Source organism: Marinomonas sp. 63XJN7_7_ISO-PGPR-S23-202, assembly GCF_056173505.1.
Genome location: NZ_CM149677.1, coordinates 1,910,681 through 1,929,344 on the forward strand (window position 1 = coordinate 1,910,681; position 18,664 = coordinate 1,929,344).

Below are 18,664 nucleotides of genomic sequence, written 5' to 3' on the forward strand. Positions count from 1 at the left end.
TGATGGAAGTTTAGTAAAGAAAACGCGCCGAAAGGCGCGTTTTTTAGTTGTAATTATTAGCGAACAGCTAATGATTATTTGGTTGGATAGTCGCGTTGGGTTTTACCAACATACAATTGACGTGGACGGCCAATTTTATAAGGTCCACTGATCATCTCGTTCCAGTGAGAAATCCAGCCAATGGTGCGGGACATCGCAAAAATAACCGTAAACATACTCGTTGGGATGCCAATCGCTTTCATGATGATGCCAGAGTAGAAGTCAACGTTTGGATACAATTTACGCTCTATGAAATAAGGGTCTTCAAGGGCAATTTGCTCTAGGCGTTTTGCAATTTTTAGCAACGGATCATCAGATTGACCAAGTTCTGTTAAGACCTGATCGCAAGTTTCACGCATTACTTTGGCGCGCGGATCGAAGTTCTTATAGACACGGTGTCCAAAGCCCATTAAACGGAATGGGTCGTCTTTGTCTTTGGCCTTGGCAATGTATTTTTCAATTTGATCTTCGTCACCAATTTCTTCCAACATGGTAAGAACCGCTTCGTTTGCTCCACCATGGGCAGGTCCCCATAGTGTTGCAATGCCAGCAGCAATACAGGCAAATGGGTTCGCACCTGAAGAGCCAGCAAGGCGGACGGTTGAGGTTGAAGCATTCTGCTCATGGTCTGCATGCAGGACAAAAATGGTGTCCATTGCCTTCGCAAAAACAGGGTTGACCTTATATTCTTCACAAGGTGTTGCAAACATCATGTAAAGGAAGTTCTCAGCATAGGACAAATCGTTACGAGGGTACATAACGGGCTGATCTTTAGAATATTTGTAGCAAGTTGCCGCCAGTGTTGGCATCTTGGAAATTAAGCGGAATGCAGCAATTTCACGGTGTCTTGGATTGGTGATGTCCATGTGATCTTGATAAAAAGCGGACAGGGCGCCAACTAATCCACACATAATCGCCATCGGGTGGGCGTCATTTCTAAACCCCTCGATAAACTTATGCATCGACTGGTTGACCATAGTATGAGCGCCAACCATGTCGACAAATTCTTTTTTCTCTTCTGCTGTTGGGAGTTCTCCGTAAAGCAGAAGGTAGCAGGTTTCTAGATAGTCTGAGTGCTCAGCAAGTTGAGCGATGGGATAACCTCGATGTAGCAGTATGCCAGCTTCGCCATCAATGTATGTGATAGCAGACTCGCATGAGCCTGTGGACATAAAGCCAGGGTCGTAAGTGAAAACACCATTTGCACCTAAACCACGTACGTCAATAACATCTGTGCCAAGGGTGCCTGAAATAACGGGAAGTTCGATGGTTTTATCGATTCCGTCTACGGTAAGTCGTGCTTTTTTATCGGCCATTTATGCTCTCCTTCGAATTCTGGTCCGGGGCTAAGAAGTCAAAAAAGACCCTCCTGACCCAGAAGGTGGGGAAAAAATACTGTCTCAGCACTATAAAAGTCAATCTTCTACACTTGCAAAGAGTTTACAATATTGTAAATTTATTTGTAATTATCTGACAATAAAAACCATTCTCATAAAGATTTTTAATCCTTTTTGTTATTTAAGTAGTTGAAAAATAATAAATATTTTTTATTAAATAACAATATCTAAGCTGTAATTAAGTACCATTATTGTTACGGCTTATGGGTACATTCAGCTTGTGAATGGCGACCATTGAAAACCCTAGCTCCAGTCTATTTGTCTTCCCAATTTTCGCTAGTCTATAATTGCATTCCCGATGATTTCATTGATTTGTCGGCGTATACCATTCAAGAGTAGTTGCTTGAACAGAAAATGTCGTTTGCAAATCGATGCAATTTTCGAATAGGCCTATGGTGCGACAACGTAATGTAAAAATTTCGTTAGGTTCGCAGATAGAAATTGGGTCGTGATGGACCATTCACTTAATAAGATGGTGTAAATAGTCGTGAATAAAAAAAGACCAGTCAACCTTGATATTTCAACAATATCAATGCCGTTAACAGCAATCGTATCTATTATTCATCGTGTGACGGGGATTATCCTATTTATAGGTTTGATTTTCTTATTGTATGCGTTCGATGTTTCTTTAGAGTCTCAACAAGGATTTGATCAGGTTGTGAATATGCTTCAGACAAACTTCCTTGCTAAGTTTGTTATCTGGGGTGTCGTATCAGCATTGATGTATCACTTCGTCGCAGGTGTTAAACACCTGTTTATGGATTTGGGACACTTTGAAGAATTAGAAAGTGGACGTAATGCAGCTATTGCAAACATTCTTATTGCAGTGGTTCTAATTGTGTTAGCTGGGGTGTGGATATGGTAACTCAAATTACAAGCTTTGGCCGCTCTGGTCTTTATGACTGGATGATGCAGCGTATTTCCGCTGTGGTATTGTCGCTCTATACCATTTTTATTATCGGTTATCTTTTATTGCACCCTCATCTTACGTTTGAACAGTGGAGTGCGCTTTACAGTTCAACTTGGATGCGTGTTTTCAGTTTGATGACATTGTTGTCCATTGGCATGCATTCTTGGATTGGTCTGTGGTCAATTTCTACTGATTATATTAAGCCAACTGGTATTCGTTTCTTTTTTCAAGCTCTGTGCGGTTTATTGATGTTTATTTACATCGTATGGGGCATTCAGGTTCTTTGGGGGCTATAAGTAATGGCTAATATTCGTACGATTTCTTTTGATGCCATCGTGATTGGCGGTGGCGGCTCTGGTATGCGCGCCGCACTTCAGTTAACTGAATCTGGTTTGCACACGGCCTGTATCACCAAAGTATTTCCAACGCGTTCTCATACAGTATCGGCTCAAGGTGGTATTACTTGTGCAATCGCTAGTGAGGACCCAAATGACGACTGGCGTTGGCATATGTACGATACCGTAAAAGGATCAGATTACATTGCTGACCAAGAAGCGGTCGAGTACATGTGTTCTGTTGGTCCACAAGCCGTTTTTGAGCTTGAGCACATGGGGTTACCATTTTCTCGTAAAGAAAATGGCCGTATTTATCAGCGCCCTTTTGGTGGCCAATCTAAAGGTCCAAATGATAGCACTCAAGCGGCACGTACTTGTGCTGCTGCGGACCGTACAGGTCATGCGCTGTTGCATACTCTGTATCAAGGTAATCTTAAAGGCGGCACGACTTTCTTCAATGAGTGGTATGCAATCGACTTGGTGAAAAATAAAGACGATGCCGTGGTCGGTGTTGTTGCAATTTGTATTGAAACAGGCGAGACCGTTTATTTAAAAGCGAAAGCAACGGTTATTGCTACCGGTGGTGCTGGCCGTATTTTCCAATCGACTACCAATGCTCACATTAACACGGGTGACGGTGTTGCGATGGCATTGCGTGCAGGTTTCCCTGCCCAAGATATGGAAATGTGGCAATTCCACCCAACAGGCATCTATGGCGCGGGTACGCTTGTTACTGAAGGGTGTCGTGGTGAAGGTGGCTATCTGATCAACAAAGATGGTGAACGCTTCATGGAGCGTTATGCGCCTAATGCGAAAGACCTTGCGGGTCGTGACGTTGTTGCGCGTGCAATGGTTATTGAAATTCTTGAAGGACGTGGTTGTGGTCCAGATAAAGATCACGTTTTTCTAAAATTGGATCACTTGGGAGAGGAAACTCTTAATAAACGTCTACCAGGTATCCTTGAGCTTTCGCGTACCTTTGCTCACGTTGATCCAGTGAAAGAGCCGATCCCAGTTATCCCAACTTGTCACTATATGATGGGCGGTATTCCTACGAATGTGAGTGGGCAAGCCTTGAAGCAAGACGAAGCTGGACAAGACGCTATCATTCATGGCTTGTATGCATGTGGCGAAGCCGCTTGCGTATCTGTACACGGTGCTAACCGCTTGGGTGGTAACTCTCTACTTGACCTTGTTGTGTTTGGTCGTTCCGTTGGCTTGCATGTTAAAAAATCTTTGGATGAAGGGTTTGAGTCGCTCAATGCGGATGACACCGACATCGAAAGAGCGATGGTTCGCTTAGAGAGATTGAACAATACAACAGGTGGAGAAAGTGTTGCTGCGGTTCGAGCTGATCTGCAAAAAGTGATGCAATTGTACTTTGGTGTATTCCGTGATGGCGAATCCATGCAAAAAGGCTTGAAAGAGCTTGAAAAGGTTCGTAAGCGTGTTGAAAACCTAAATCTTGAAGATAAGAGTCAAGCATTCAATACCGCACGTATTGAGGCGCTGGAACTTGAGAATCTGTTGGAGATTGCTGAAGCAACCGCCATTCCAGCTGAATTCCGTAAAGAGAGCCGTGGTGCCCATGCTCGTAATGATTTTACTGAGCGTGATGATGAAAATTGGTTGAAGCACTCGTTGTTCCATTCTGGAAGCAAAGCCGTTACTAAGCGTGATGTGAATTTTGCGCCCAAAACAATGGAACCTTTCCCGCCTAAGATTCGCAAATACTAAGGAGTAACTCAGAATGTTAGTTAGTATTTATCGTTACAATCCTGAAGTGGATGATGCGCCATACATGAAGGATTACCAAATTGATTTGCCTGCGGGTAAAGATCTGATGGTATTGGATGTGTTGAATTTGTTAAAAGCGCAAGATCCAACTATCTCTCTGCGTCGCTCTTGCCGTGAAGGTGTGTGTGGCTCTGATGGGATGAATATATCAGGTAAAAATGGCCTGGCATGTATTACACCCGTTTCACAAGCCGTGAAAAATGGCAAATTAGTGTTGCGACCACTACCAGGTTTGCCAGTAATTCGTGACCTTGTTGTAGATATGGGGCAGTTTTATAAGCAGTATGAGAAAATTCGCCCTTATCTTCTTAATGATACGCCAGTGCCTGCTATTGAACGTCTGCAGAGTCCTGAAGAGCGTGAAAAGCTAGATGGTTTGTACGAATGTATTCTGTGTGCATGTTGTTCAACCGCCTGTCCATCTTTCTGGTGGAACCCAGATAAATTTGTGGGACCTTCTGGCTTGTTGCAAGCATACCGTTTCTTAGCGGACAGTCGTGACACAGCAACTCAAGAGCGCCTAAGCGAGTTAGACGATCCATTTAGCGTGTTTCGTTGTCACGGTATTATGAATTGTGTGAGTGTTTGTCCGAAAGGTTTGAACCCTACGAAAGCAATCGGTAATATTCGCACCATGCTTTTGCAACGAGCAACCTGATCGATCTTAGCTTTCTCTTAACCGGATCTAGATGGTAAGAGGAAGCTAAAGTCTAGGCGGCTTGAATGGAATTGTTCAATGCCGCCGTTTTTGCATGTTTCAATATAGAGAATGCAATCAAAACGCTTTAGAATTTGTTACGTGCTAGCATAACAGTACTTTAAAGCGGTACTGATTATGTTTCGCTTAATTGATTGGATAGGATAAATCCTCTCTACACATGAGTTTAACGCATAAGTGTACAAAACAATTGTGGTGGCAAGTTAACAATAAATCGAGGCTTTATGGCCTTAACGGGCCTGTTGGAGTTATCGAATGCATGATAAATTCATACCGGGACTCCGGTAGCTGGCTCGAACATAAGGGTGATCGAGAATGCACGAAAGTTTAATGGAGTTGCTATGGAGCACTTCTCAATTTTCAGGTGGAAACTTGGAATATGTTGAGGGGTTGTTTGAAAGCTACCTAGTCGATCCGAACTCTGTATCGGAAGAGTGGCGGAAATGTTTTGATCAACTACCTCGCGTAAGTGAGGCTCAATCAACAGATCTACCGCACTCAGTAATTCAGCAGCAATTTTTAGAAATTGGCAAAAATAAATTTCGCGCAATGCCTGTATCAACGGGTGTTGTTGCAAGCTCAGACCATGAGCAGAAGCAAATCAATGTGTTACAACTGATTAATGCTTACCGTGTTCGAGGTCATCAGCACGCATCGTTAGACCCGCTAGGGCTTCGAAAGCGTGAAAAAGTAGCTGACCTTGATATTAGTTACCACCAGTTAACGGGTGCTGACTTTGATACTCAATTTAAAACGGGTTCTTTGTTCTTTAACAAGGAATCTATGAAGCTAAGCGAAATCATTGCTGAGCTTGAAAAAACCTATTGTAGTTCTATAGGTTATGAGTTTATGCACATTGTTGATACCCAAGAAAAAGCTTGGTTACAGCAACGTGTTGAATCTGTTCGATCCCGCCCAGAATTTTCCCCAGAAACTCGTCAGAATTTGTTAGAGCGGCTTACCGCCGCAGAAGGTCTTGAAAAATACTTAGCGAGTCGTTACCCAGGGGCGAAGCGCTTTGGCCTAGAAGGTGGTGAGAGCTTAATTCCAATGGTAAACGAGCTGATCCAACGCTCTGGCTCATTAGGAGCGAAAGAAGTTGTGATTGGTATGGCCCACCGTGGTCGTTTAAACGTGTTAGTTAATACGTTAGGGAAAAACCCTAAAGATCTGTTTGACGAATTCGAAGGTAAAAAACTGGTTAATACCTCTGGTGATGTTAAATACCACCAAGGTTTTTCTTCTAATGTAATGACCTCGGGCGGTGAGGTGCACATTGCGTTGTCCTTTAACCCATCACACTTGGAAATTGTTTCGCCAGTAGTAGAGGGTTCTGTTCGTGCTCGTCAGGATCGTCGTAAAGATACAATCGGTAAAACCGTTGTGCCTATTTCGATTCATGGTGACGCTGCATTTGCAGGGCAAGGCGTGGTGATGGAGACATTCCAGATGTCTCAAACACGTGGTTACCGCACGGGTGGTACGGTTCACGTTGTTATTAACAACCAGGTTGGTTTTACGACTAACCGTCAGGATGACTCACGTTCTACTGAGTATGCAACCGATGTTGCGAAAATGATTCAGGCGCCTATTTTCCATGTAAATGGAGATGATCCAGAGGCTGTGTTGTTTGTTACTCAATTGGCATTAGACTACCGTTACGAGTTTGGTCGCGATGTTGTCATCGACATGGTATGTTACCGTCGTCGTGGACATAATGAGACGGACGAGCCTTCAGGTACTCAGCCTTTGATGTACAGTGTGATTAACAAGTTAAAAACAACTCGTACATTGTATGCGGAACGCTTGGTTGCTGAGAATGTTTTAACGAAAGCCCAAGCTGAAGAAATGGTTGGTGAGAACCGCCAGGACTTAGACGATGGCCGTCATGTTGCGAAGAGTCTAGTACTTGAGCCTAAATCGGAGTTGTTTGTTGACTGGAAACCCTACATTGGAGTCGAGTGGACGGATGCGGGTGACACAACTTATCCGCTTGCTCAATTGCAAGAAGTGGCGAAAAAACTAACGGCTATTCCTGACGGTGTTGTGGTTCAGCGTCAAGTTCAGAAAATCTACCAAGATCGCGATAAAATGACAGCAGGTGCGTTGCCTCTTAACTGGGGATACGCAGAGACGTTAGCTTTTGGAACCTTGCTAGAGCAGGGTTATCCTATTCGTCTAACAGGTCAAGACTCAGGTCGTGGTACTTTCTCCCATCGCCATGCCGTGATTCATAGCCAAAAAGACGGCAGTACATACATCCCACTAAAACACCTTTCTGATGATCAGCCTACTTTAGATCTTTATGATTCTTTCTTGTCTGAAGAAGCGGTGTTAGCGTTCGAATATGGTTACTCTACAACCTCTCCAAAAGGCTTGGTCATTTGGGAAGCGCAGTTTGGTGACTTTGCGAACGGTGCACAAGTGGTTATTGACCAGTTCATTACTAGTGGTGAACATAAATGGGGACGTTTGTGTGGTTTGACCATGTTGTTGCCGCATGGCTATGAAGGACAAGGCCCAGAGCATTCGTCTGCTCGTCTTGAGCGCTTTATGCAGTTGTGTGCGGAATACAATATTCAAGTATGTGTTCCAACAACACCAGCACAGATTTTCCATATTCTTCGCCGTCAAGCCATTCGCCCTATGCGTCGTCCGCTTGTTATCATGTCTCCTAAGAGTTTGTTGCGTCATAAGCAAGCGATCTCAACATTAGAAGAGTTGGCCGAAGGCAGCTTCAAAACAGTGTTGCCAGAAACGTCGCAAGCCATTGAAGCAGACAAGGTAAAACGCATTGTGTTGTGTAGTGGTAAAGTTTACTACGATTTGATTAATCGTCGTGATGAACTTGAAAAAGATGATGTCGCAGTGATTCGTTTAGAACAATTGTATCCATTCCCATACGATGACCTTGAGTCAGTGTTGGGGCAATACAAAAATGTTGAGAGTTTGGTTTGGTGTCAAGAAGAGCCTAAAAACCAAGGTGCTTGGCATTCTAACCGTCACCGTATGACTCGAGTGTTGGAAAAGCTATATCCAAAACTGTCTATTCGTTTTGCTGGTCGTATTTCGTCCGCAGCGCCTGCCGCTGGTTATATGTCTGTCCATGTTGAAGAACAAGAAGCGCTAGTCAACGCAGCCATTGTTGGTTAGCACCATAGCCTGTCAGAGAGATAAGGGTATAAAATGAGTATTGAAATTAAAGCACCTGTTTTCCCAGAGTCCGTAGCAGACGGTACCGTCGCTACTTGGTACAAAAAGCCAGGCGAAGCCTGCGCCCGTGATGAGCACATTGTCGACATTGAAACAGACAAAGTTGTTTTAGAAGTGGTTGCACCCGCTGATGGCGTACTAAAAGAAGTTCATAAAAATGAAGGCGACACTGTTCTAAGTGCGGAAGTCCTTGCTACTTTTGAATCTGGTGCGGCAGCGCCTGCCGCACCGGCTGAGAAGAAAGAAGCTGCTCCAGCAGCAGCTTCTTCAGCAACAGAAACAGTAGAAATCAAAACACCAACTTTCCCAGAATCTGTCGCAGACGGCACAGTTGCTACTTGGTACAAACAGCCAGGTGAAGCGTGTGCTCGTGACGAGCATATCGTTGATATCGAAACAGATAAAGTTGTGCTTGAAGTGGTTGCGCCAGCTGACGGTGTAATCGGTGAAGTCCTAAAAGCTGAAGGCGAGACGGTACTAAGCGCGGAAGTACTTGGTACATTCCTAGTAGGTGCTTCTGGCTCTGCAGCCGCTCCAGCTGCTGAAGAGACGGCTCCAGCTGCTGCAGAGTCAGACAGCGACGAAGACGGTGTTGCAGGTCCAGCTGCACGCAAGGCCCTAGCAGAAGCGGGCTTAACAGCGTCTCAAGTGAAAGGCACTGGTAAAGGTGGTCGTATTACAAAAGAAGACGTTGATGCCGCTGTGAAAGCCAAACCAGCGGCAGCACCTTCTGCGTCTGCTTCACCAGCGAAAGCGGCACCTGCCGCTATGCCTGCATTGGGTGCGGATGGTCGCATAGAAAAACGTGTTCCAATGACACGCTTACGTGCCACAATCGCGAAGCGTCTTGTTGAAGCTCAACAAACAGCCGCTATGTTGACGACGTACAACGAAGTGAACATGGGTCCTGTTATGGAGATCCGTAAGAAGTACAAAGAATTGTTCATGAAAACCCATAACGGTACTAAGCTTGGTTTCATGTCTTTCTTTGTAAAAGCAGCGACTGAAGCGCTTAAACGCTTCCCTGCGGTGAACGCCTCTATTGACGGTAATGATATGGTTTACCATGGCTACCAAGATATCGGTGTCGCCGTATCGACTGATCGTGGTTTGATGGTTCCAGTACTTCGTAATACAGAAGCCATGGGGCTTGCTGATATCGAATCTAGCATTATGGACTTCGCTGTTCGCGGCCGTGATGGTAAGTTGGGCATAGATGACATGCAAGGTGGTACTTTTACCATTACCAATGGCGGTACGTTCGGTTCCTTGATGTCAACGCCAATCATTAACCCACCACAAACCGCTATATTGGGTATGCATAAAATCCAAGAGCGTCCAATGGCGGTTAATGGTCAGGTTGTTATCCAGCCAATGATGTACCTAGCGCTTTCTTATGACCATCGTATGATTGATGGTAAGGAAGCCGTACAATTTTTGGTGACAATCAAAGAGCTTCTAGAAGATCCAGCTCGTCTTTTACTAGAAATCTAAGTATTCGTAGCAGAACAAATGTTATGAATTGACTTTGTTGTGGTCTTAAAAGGGCCACAACAGTTCGACAAGATAAATGGAAACGCATATGTCTACTAAATTTGATGTTATTGTAATCGGTGGTGGCCCTGGTGGTTATGTTGCAGCTATTCGTGCAGCTCAACTAGGCCTTAAAACTGCTTGTATCGAAAAGTGGTTGGACAAAGAAGATAAACCTCGTCTAGGTGGTACTTGTTTGAACGTGGGTTGTATCCCATCGAAAGCGCTTCTAGATTCCTCTCACAAATATCATGACGCGAAAGAGTCTTACGGTGTTCATGGTATCACTGTTGGTGATGTGGTCATGGATGTTAATACCATGGTTGATCGCAAAGACAAAATTGTTAATCAATTGACCAGTGGTATTGCAGGCCTTTTCAAAGCAAACGGTGTAACGAGCTTTGAAGGTTTTGGTAAATTGCTTGCTAACAAAAAAGTGGAATTCACTGCGCACGATGGTTCTGTACAAACGTTGGAAGCAGAAAACGTTATTCTAGCGACGGGTTCTGTACCTGTGAACATTCCACCAGCTCCTCGTACTGGCGATATCATTGTTGATAACGAAGGGGCGTTGGAGTTCCGTTCAGTGCCTAAACGTCTTGGCGTCATTGGTGCTGGTGTCATCGGTCTTGAGTTAGGTTCTGTTTGGGCTCGTTTGGGTTCTGAAGTCGTTGTGCTTGAAGCGCAAGAGTCGTTCTTAAGCCTATGTGACCAGGATCTTTCTAAAGAAGCCGCCAAGATCTTTAAGAAACAAGATCTAGATATTCGCACTGGCGCTCGTGTAACTGGCAGCCAAGTGAACGGTGAAGAAGTCGAAGTGACTTACCTTGATGCAAAAGGTGAAGAGCAAAAAGAAACGTTTGACAAGCTGATCGTTGCTGTTGGCCGTAAGCCATTCACTGATGGCTGTTTAGCTGGCGATGCTGGTGTAGACTTGGACGAGCGTGGTTTTGTATTCGTAGATGAACAGTGCCGCACCTCTGTTCCTGGCGTTTTCGCTATTGGTGACATCGTACGTGGTCCGATGTTGGCACACAAAGCGTCTGAAGAAGGTGTTATGGTCGCTGATATTATTGCTGGCCATAAAGCACAAATGAACTACGATTGCATCCCATCTGTTATTTATACTCATCCAGAACTTGCTTGGGTTGGTAAAAACGAGCAAGAGCTTAAAGCGGAAGGGGTTAAATACAAAGTGGGTAAATTCCCATTTGCGGCATCTGGTCGTGCGATGGCAGCAAATGATACTGACGGTTTCGTAAAAATCATCGCGGATGAAGAAACGGATCGTATCCTAGGTTGCCACATTATCGGTGGTCAAGCTGCTGATTTGATTGCACAAGCCGTCATCGCAATGGAATTCGGCTCAACTGCAGAAGATATTGCATTGACTGTCTTTGCTCACCCAACAGTGAGTGAAGCGGTGCATGAAGCTGCATTGGCTGTTGACGGTCATGCAATTCATATTGCTAACCGTAAAAAGCGTTAATACGTAATTCGATTTGCCGGCCTTGAGCCGGTAATTTCTGCCCTTAATGGGCGGAGCTTATCTCAATCATTTATATGAGCGGAAGAATCAAATGAACCTACATGAATATCAGGCTAAACAGCTTTTTGCTGAATACGGCCTGCCAGTATCTACAGGGTACGCAGTAGACACGCCTGAAGAGGCCGTGGAAGCAGCGAAAAAAATTGGTGGTGACAAGTGGGTTGTAAAAGCTCAAGTGCACGCAGGTGGCCGTGGTAAAGCTGGTGGCGTAAAACTTGTTGATTCTTATGATGAAGTAAAAGCATTTGCAGCAAACTGGTTAGGTAAAAACCTTGTAACTTACCAAACTGACGAAAAAGGTCAGCCAGTTGCTAAAATCCTAGTTGAATCTTGCACCGATATCGCGAACGAGTTGTACCTAGGTGCCGTTGTTGACCGTTCAACTCGTAGAGTGGTTTTCATGGCGTCTACTGAAGGCGGTGTTGAAATCGAGAAAGTGGCGGAAGAAACCCCTGAGCTAATCCACAAAGCGATCATCGATCCTCTAGTGGGTGCACAGCCTTACCAAGCACGCGAAATCGCGTTCAAAATGGGTCTAAATGCTGCTCAAATCAAGCAGTTCACTAAGATCTTCCTTGGCTTGTCGCAAATGTTCCACGACTACGATTTCGCACTACTAGAAATCAACCCTCTTGTTATCACTGACGAAGGTAATCTTCACTGTCTAGATGGTAAAATCAACATCGACAGCAACGCAGTGTACCGTCAGAAAAAAATGCAAGAGTTCCACGATCCATCTCAAGAAGATGAGCGTGAAGCGCATGCAGCACAGTGGGAACTAAACTACGTTGCACTAGATGGTAATGTTGGTTGCATGGTAAACGGTGCTGGCCTAGCAATGGGTACAATGGACATTGTTAACCTACACGGTGGTAAGCCTGCTAACTTCCTAGACGTAGGTGGTGGTGCAACGAAAGAGCGTGTTGCTGAAGCATTCAAAATCATCCTTTCTGACAGCAATGTTAAAGCGGTATTGGTTAACATCTTCGGTGGTATCGTACGTTGTGACATGATTGCTGAAGGTATCATCGGTGCGGTAGAGCAAGTAGGTGTTAACGTGCCTGTTGTTGTACGTCTTGAAGGTACTAACGCAGAAAAAGGCCGTGAAGTTCTAGCGAACTCTGGTCTAGACATCATTGCTGCAGAAAGTCTTAAAGGCGCAGCTGAACAAGTTGTTAAAGCTGCGGAGGGCAAATAATAATGTCTGTTCTAATTAACAAAGATACTAAAGTAATCTGTCAGGGTTTCACTGGCGGCCAAGGTACATTCCACTCTGAGCAAGCAATTGCCTATGGAACGAAAATGGTTGGTGGCGTAACACCAGGTAAAGGTGGTCAAACTCACCTAGGCCTCCCTGTATTCAACACAGTAAAAGAAGCCGTAGAAGAAACAGGCGCAGAAGCATCTGTTATCTACGTACCTGCGCCTTTCTGTAAAGATTCTATCCTTGAAGCAGCGAACGCTGGTATCAAGTTGATCGTTTGTATCACGGAAGGTGTACCAACACTTGATATGCTTGACTGCAAAGTGAAGTGTGACGAGCTGGGTGTTCGCCTAATCGGTCCTAACTGTCCAGGTGTTATCACACCGGGTGAATGTAAAATCGGTATCATGCCTGGCCACATTCACTTGCCAGGTAAAGTTGGTATCGTGTCTCGTTCTGGTACATTGACTTACGAAGCGGTTAAGCAAACGACTGACGCAGGCTTCGGTCAATCTACTTGTGTTGGTATCGGTGGTGATCCAATCCCAGGTTCTAACTTCATCGACATTTTAGAAATGTTCCAAAACGATCCTCAAACTGAAGCGATCGTTATGATCGGCGAGATCGGTGGTACAGCGGAAGAAGAAGCGGCTGCTTACATTAAAGCAAACGTGACTAAGCCTGTTGTGTCTTACATTGCTGGTGTAACGGCACCTGCTGGTAAGCGTATGGGTCACGCTGGTGCGATCATTTCTGGCGGTAAAGGTACGGCTGATGAGAAATTTGCTGCACTACAAGATGCAGGTGTTAAGACAGTTCGCTCTCTAGCGGACATCGGTTCTGCACTTAAAGAAATTACTGGCTGGTAAGTCGATAATTTCACTATAAATCTTTATAGTAAAATCCCTGCCTAGGCAGGGATTTTTTTTGCTTATTATTCTCTAACGGTGATGGTATGGACCAAGAAAAGAGTGAGGCAATATGCCCAATATGTGCTAGGGAGAATGCATGTAACGCGCAGGGCGACTGTTGGTGCTTTCATGACATCATTCCCGACTCCTTGCTGGCTCTTTTAGCGGCACATCATATTGACCGCCGTTGTGTCTGTCGGTCTTGTATTGATTGCTTTAAATCCGATCCTGAGCACTTTAAGCTGACCTATTTTTCATGCTAATTTCTCTAGAAGTCAGCTCAACAACAAAACCCTAATTACAGCAAAGCTTATAATGTAAACTTATCAACGGATGAGTGAAGCTTGACTAACGTGTCAGACAAGGTTTTAGTGGTATCCGTCATTTTATCTACACCATCTAAGGTTTCTTTTGAAACATCCTTAATGTTATTGAGGTTTTCATTGATGTGATTGGTTACCTCTGATTGCTCGGTGATTGACCTGTCGATGTTGATAGACATTTGATTGATTAAGCTGACAGACTGGGTGATTTTTTGCAGGCCCTCATTAGCCAGTAATGCTTTTTCGGCGTTGCTTTCTGCTTGTTCTCGGCCGTTTTGTACTTCGCTAGACGCTTGCTTTGATAGTTGTTGAAGAAGTTGGATCATTTCTTCTATTTCTGTGGTGGCTTCTTGGGTTCGGTTGGCCAATGTTCTGACTTCATCTGCGACGACAGCGAATCCACGACCTTGCTCACCAGCTCTTGCAGCTTCAATGGCAGCATTTAATGCGAGCAAGTTTGTTTGCTCTGCTATGCTGCGAATGACATCTAAAACAGAGCTGATTCGCTCACTTTCTTTTTCAACTTTCAGCATGACGCTAGATGCTTTGCCGATAATGTTTGCCAGACTTTGCATGTCTTCGGCGACTTGATCAACAATTTGTGTTCCAGATTTGGTTTCTTCATCGGCACGCTGTGTTTCATTGGTCGTATTCGTGACGCCTCTTGATACTTCATCAACAGATGTCACCAGTTGGCTAATAGCGGCAGTGACTAAATCAGTTTCTGTTTGTTGTTTTGTTATGCCTTGATAGGCGGAGAATGCTGTTTTTTGAACCTCTTCACTGGCACTGGATATCAGCTCAACACACTTTTTAATATCTCTTTGCATGGATCTGAGCTGATGTATGGTGTCTTGCCCATGCCTAAGTAAAATATCGATCTCGTTATTGCTGTTATCCAAACTGTTTTTTCGGCTCGTGAAGAGGTGTTTTGACAGGTTGCCGTCACCTAGCTTTTCTAAGTCGTTGCCGACTTCTTTGAGTGGTGCAAGAAGGCGTTTCACAAAAAAAGCAATCAGCATAACCAGAGCAATAGCGCAGATAACAGAAAAGATAATTAAGTTTTGCAGAACTGAATCGGCTGTTTTGGTAAAGTCTTTGACGGGGCCACCTGTTATGACACCCCAGTGCCAGCTATCCACTTTTTTAAAAGCCATGATTTTATCAACCAAATGACCATCTACTTTTTGTTGATAATAGAAGATGCCTTTTTGATTATTCTTCATTTTGGAAAGCAGTTTTTCAGGATCTTTGATACCAATGTCCTTAAAAGACTTACCGCTATTTTTTGCATCAATGATGATCTTGCCGAAGTCTTTCCCTTCTTTGAGATTAATGACCGTCGCTTTACCCGTTTTACCAAAAGATAAGCCATTAATGGTGTTTTCCAACTCTTTCATGCCTTTACTATAGTCAAACCCGACATACAAAATTCCTATGACCTTCCCATTCGCATTTTTAAAAGGAACGTATTTGGTCATGTAGTGTCGCCCAAATAAAGTGGCTGGGCCTTCATAGGCTTTGCCTTTTATTAGTCGAGCATAACCTGGATGGTTTTTTCCTAGAAAAGTACCATACGCTCTTGTACCATCCGCTTTTTTTAAGGAGGTGCTAATTCTAAGGAAATCGTCGCCAGAGCGGATAAAAACGGTCGCGGTGCCCCCCGTCATTTTGGTGAATTGATCTGGTTTAGAGAAGTTTAAATTGATGGTTTCGCCTGAGTTGGTTGCAAGGGGGCTTTCATATTGACCGATTTTGACGGTTTTCGTATCACTGACCTTAATGCCGCCAGGAAAGAGAGTAAAAAATATATCAGCTAATCTATCGGTACTCTCCATTAGATTTTTGTTGTAGAAGCTTAACATATAGTCGACTTGGTCGGCGCTGGTTTGCAGTTCGTGCTCCATGTTGTTTGTAAAGCCATCATGAACTTTGTTAGAGACCAAAAAACTAAGTGCCCCAAATGACAAAATAGAGACAAGAAAAACCAATAGAGCAATTTGTTTAGCTATAGGCATCGCATAGATTCGTTTGATCATATAGTCGCTCCTTTAAAAGAGAGTATTATTGGCTCTCTGTTTTAATCTGGCTGATATTGACAATGTCGCACTGTATAAATCACGGCACTGATCAGATTATTCTGGACAGTGCCGTTTTCGCGTTATGCCTTTAGGTCTGGGTGAGTATGACCTACGTGATGTTTCGCTTGAACAGGCCTTACCATTAGATTGGCAAAAAATGCAATCACTAATAAGCCAGCCATGACATACATGGTTGTGTTGTACAGGCTAGAGGTTGGGTCAATCGTGCCTATCGGGGCTATTTCCATTAACTTGGCAACCGTGACCGTTTTGGCCGCCACTAACTCATTTAATTGACTGATAGGTGCGTTAAACTTGGCTTGAAATGCGGCGGGATCGATCTTGCTGGCTAAATTCGTGATGGCATTTTCGACTGATAAGTTTCTTAAATACGTAATAACAAACGGCCCAAGAACGCCCGCAGTTGACCAGGCGGTTAATAAGCGCCCATGTATACCGCCAACGTGAAGAGTGCCAAAAATATCGGCCAAATACGCAGGGATAGTCGCAAAACCACCACCATACATTGTAAAAATAATCATGGTTGCCGCATAAAATAAAATAAGCCAAGTGACGGATGGATCGGCGCTGACGGCAGAGGCGGCATAAGGAATGGAAAGGTACAAAAGTGTACCGATGACAAAAAAGCAATGAAACGTGTTTTTGCGGCCAATAAAGTCGGAGGCCGATGCCCAGAAAAAGCGGCCGCACATATTAAACACTGAAATCATTAGAACATAGGTGCCGGCAAAGCTGGCGGTAGCGATCGTGGGCAAAGTTGTCCCAAAAATTTCTGTCATCATAGTTTTAGCGATACCAATGACACCAATTCCTGCGGTAACGTTAAAGCATAATACAATCCACAAAAGCCAAAATTGTGGGGTTTTTAACGACTGATCAATATGGACGCTATTGGTCGTGATCATTTTGCTGATGGCATTGTCTTTAACGGGTGGAATCCATCCTTCCGGTTTCCAGTCTTTCGCTGGAATACGGTATGCGAAAGAAGCCAGTATCATAATAATAAAATAAACAATGCCAAGGGTAAGAAACACACTAGAGGCGCCAGTATTTCCTGTGCCAACCACATATACACCAGCATCGCCAGGCGAAGGCAGTTTAGCGGCTTCCGCAGCCGTTGCGACCACCACTTCTACCTTACCACTTGCCAATTCAGCAAAACGCTTACCGCCTTCTGTGATTAAATGAACGGCTGATTCAGAACCAAGGTAAGTCGGTGCCGTGGCAAACTTTGCTAATAAATAAGTGATTAGTGGCGCGCCAATAATAGCACCACCACCAAACCCCATGATTGCCATACCCGTTGCCATACCTCTTTTATCAGGGAACCAGCGTAACAGGGTCGATACAGGAGATACGTAGCCAAGCCCTAAGCCACAGCCGCCTAATACACCATACCCCAAATAGAGAAGCCATAATTGGTGGGTGGAAATACCAATGCTCCCAATAATAAAGCCACCGCCCCAAAGAAAGGCTGCAGTGACGCCAACACAACGAGGCCCAACCTCTTCAAGCCACTTTCCTGCGATGGCGGCAGCAAGCCCCAAAAACACAATAGCTACTGAAAAAATCCAAACGACACTGCTTAAACTCCAGTCTTCTGCAGCACTGGTCACAACGCCAAACTCTTTGGTTAGCGCTGGGTTGAAAATGCTCCAAGCGTAAACAGAACCAATGCATAAATGAATGGCAATAGAGGCGGGAGGGACAAGCCAACGGTTAAAACCGGGGGAGGCGACAATTTTATCTTTCATTAAAAAAGAGAATAAATGCTGAGCAGAGTTTGCTTGTTTCATTTTCATATCCCTTGTCGTTGTAATTTTTGTCAATTTATTGTTATTTTTTTGTCAATTTTTATGACTTTGAATTGCATCATAACGGAAAAAAGAGATTTATCCATTAGATTTTTTTATTGATCTTTTTATTGGTTGGGGGTATTTAGTTCTCTGCTGGCTAAAGAAAAGGGCTTTTTATTTTTCGTCTTTCACTGTGTTTGTCAGGAAGCTATTCTAGATCGAAAGCTTTGTGAATCTAAAACAGCATAGTTTGCCTGTTTATAGATTCAAGGATAGAGTACTTCTACTAACGGTAATACGGGGATAAGCAATGGTAAGTTCAAACAATAAAACGATGGCTCGAACGATGACTCGCGGTATCGTGGCAGCACTACTGGTGACTCAGCTAACGGCTTGCGGAACGATTCTATACCCTGATCGTCGCGGTCAAGAGTCTGGAAGGATTGATGTGGGCGTGGCAGTATTGGATGCGCTTGGGCTACTGTTTTTCTTTGTTCCTGGAGTGATAGCTTTTGGTGTTGATTTTGCAACAGGGGCCATCTACTTACCGGGCGGTAAAGTCGCTTCGCTAACGCCTGATGAACTGAATAAGATAAAAGAAGGGCAAGACAAAGTGAATGTAGGTGTCTTGCAAACTATCTTGGCTCAACGAGGTGATATCAACCTTCCTAAAGCGGCATCGAAAGATCACTTAGGCGTTGTGGCAATGTCTTCTAAACAAGCTTTATTGAATGCTGTCAATTCGCCTAGCCAAACGGTTGCTATGGCATCTCACTCCGCTACTTCCGTCGCCTATCAATAGGCTATTTCACTTAATCACTTCGTATTCGACTCATC

Annotated in this window: 14 protein-coding genes; 11 read left to right on the forward strand and 3 right to left on the reverse strand. The window is 44.2% G+C overall.

Going from position 1 to position 18,664, the window contains the following annotated elements; translation table 11 throughout:
* Nucleotides 1-74 precede the first annotated feature (74 nt).
* Nucleotides 75-1,355, reverse strand: a complete 1,281-nt coding sequence (gene gltA, locus AC0VYG_RS08845; RefSeq protein WP_475431945.1) for a citrate synthase — start codon at nucleotides 1,353-1,355, stop codon at nucleotides 75-77.
* A 568-nt stretch (nucleotides 1,356-1,923) separates the two neighbouring features.
* Here gltA and sdhC point away from each other — a divergent pair.
* The 10 genes from sdhC (at nucleotide 1,924) to AC0VYG_RS08895 (ending at nucleotide 13,869) form a co-directional block, all read left to right on the forward strand.
* Complete coding sequence (gene sdhC / locus AC0VYG_RS08850) at nucleotides 1,924-2,301, forward strand: succinate dehydrogenase, cytochrome b556 subunit (protein WP_475431946.1); 378 nt, start codon at nucleotides 1,924-1,926, stop codon at nucleotides 2,299-2,301.
* A complete protein-coding gene (gene sdhD / locus AC0VYG_RS08855) occupies nucleotides 2,295-2,642 on the forward strand; it encodes a succinate dehydrogenase, hydrophobic membrane anchor protein (protein WP_475431947.1) in 348 nt (115 codons plus the stop codon). The genes sdhC and sdhD overlap by 7 nt, the downstream gene beginning before the upstream one ends.
* 3 nt (nucleotides 2,643-2,645) lie before the next feature.
* The gene (gene sdhA, locus AC0VYG_RS08860) at nucleotides 2,646-4,418 is read left to right on the forward strand and encodes a succinate dehydrogenase flavoprotein subunit (RefSeq protein ID WP_475431948.1); all 1,773 of its coding nucleotides are present in this window, start codon (nucleotides 2,646-2,648) and stop codon (nucleotides 4,416-4,418) included.
* 13 nt (nucleotides 4,419-4,431) lie between these two features.
* Entirely contained in the window at nucleotides 4,432-5,136 is a 705-nt protein-coding gene (locus AC0VYG_RS08865; RefSeq protein ID WP_475431949.1) for a succinate dehydrogenase iron-sulfur subunit, read from the forward strand.
* A gap of 375 nt (nucleotides 5,137-5,511) precedes the next feature.
* Nucleotides 5,512-8,349: a 2-oxoglutarate dehydrogenase E1 component gene (locus AC0VYG_RS08870; RefSeq protein ID WP_475431950.1), complete on the forward strand. Its 2,838-nt coding sequence runs from the start codon at nucleotides 5,512-5,514 to the stop codon at nucleotides 8,347-8,349.
* Between the two features lie 33 nt (nucleotides 8,350-8,382).
* Nucleotides 8,383-9,903: a 2-oxoglutarate dehydrogenase complex dihydrolipoyllysine-residue succinyltransferase gene (gene odhB, locus AC0VYG_RS08875; RefSeq protein WP_475431951.1), complete on the forward strand. Its 1,521-nt coding sequence runs from the start codon at nucleotides 8,383-8,385 to the stop codon at nucleotides 9,901-9,903.
* A gap of 88 nt (nucleotides 9,904-9,991) precedes the next feature.
* A complete protein-coding gene (gene lpdA, locus AC0VYG_RS08880; RefSeq protein ID WP_475431952.1) occupies nucleotides 9,992-11,431 on the forward strand; it encodes a dihydrolipoyl dehydrogenase in 1,440 nt (479 codons plus the stop codon).
* A gap of 91 nt (nucleotides 11,432-11,522) precedes the next feature.
* The gene (gene sucC, locus AC0VYG_RS08885; RefSeq protein ID WP_475431953.1) at nucleotides 11,523-12,689 is read left to right on the forward strand and encodes an ADP-forming succinate--CoA ligase subunit beta; all 1,167 of its coding nucleotides are present in this window, start codon (nucleotides 11,523-11,525) and stop codon (nucleotides 12,687-12,689) included.
* Between the two features lie 2 nt (nucleotides 12,690-12,691).
* The gene (gene sucD, locus AC0VYG_RS08890; protein WP_067016293.1) at nucleotides 12,692-13,564 is read left to right on the forward strand and encodes a succinate--CoA ligase subunit alpha; all 873 of its coding nucleotides are present in this window, start codon (nucleotides 12,692-12,694) and stop codon (nucleotides 13,562-13,564) included.
* 86 nt (nucleotides 13,565-13,650) lie between these two features.
* A complete protein-coding gene (locus AC0VYG_RS08895; RefSeq protein WP_475431954.1) occupies nucleotides 13,651-13,869 on the forward strand; it encodes a cysteine-rich CWC family protein in 219 nt (72 codons plus the stop codon).
* Between the two features lie 47 nt (nucleotides 13,870-13,916).
* Here the strand turns inward: AC0VYG_RS08895 and AC0VYG_RS08900 are convergent, their stop codons facing one another.
* Both AC0VYG_RS08900 and AC0VYG_RS08905 read right to left on the reverse strand, forming a co-directional pair.
* On the reverse strand, nucleotides 13,917-15,968 hold the full coding sequence (locus tag AC0VYG_RS08900; protein ID WP_475431955.1) for a methyl-accepting chemotaxis protein: 2,052 nt from the start codon (nucleotides 15,966-15,968) through the stop codon (nucleotides 13,917-13,919).
* Nucleotides 15,969-16,090: 122 nt separating this feature from the next.
* Nucleotides 16,091-17,827 carry an OFA family MFS transporter gene (locus AC0VYG_RS08905; RefSeq protein ID WP_475431956.1) on the reverse strand — a complete coding sequence of 579 codons (1,737 nt, stop codon included), beginning with the start codon at nucleotides 17,825-17,827 and terminating at the stop codon, nucleotides 16,091-16,093.
* A gap of 310 nt (nucleotides 17,828-18,137) precedes the next feature.
* Here AC0VYG_RS08905 and AC0VYG_RS08910 point away from each other — a divergent pair, with 310 nt between their 5' ends.
* The gene (locus tag AC0VYG_RS08910; protein ID WP_475431957.1) at nucleotides 18,138-18,629 is read left to right on the forward strand and encodes a hypothetical protein; all 492 of its coding nucleotides are present in this window, start codon (nucleotides 18,138-18,140) and stop codon (nucleotides 18,627-18,629) included.
* Nucleotides 18,630-18,664: the final 35 nt, after the last annotated feature.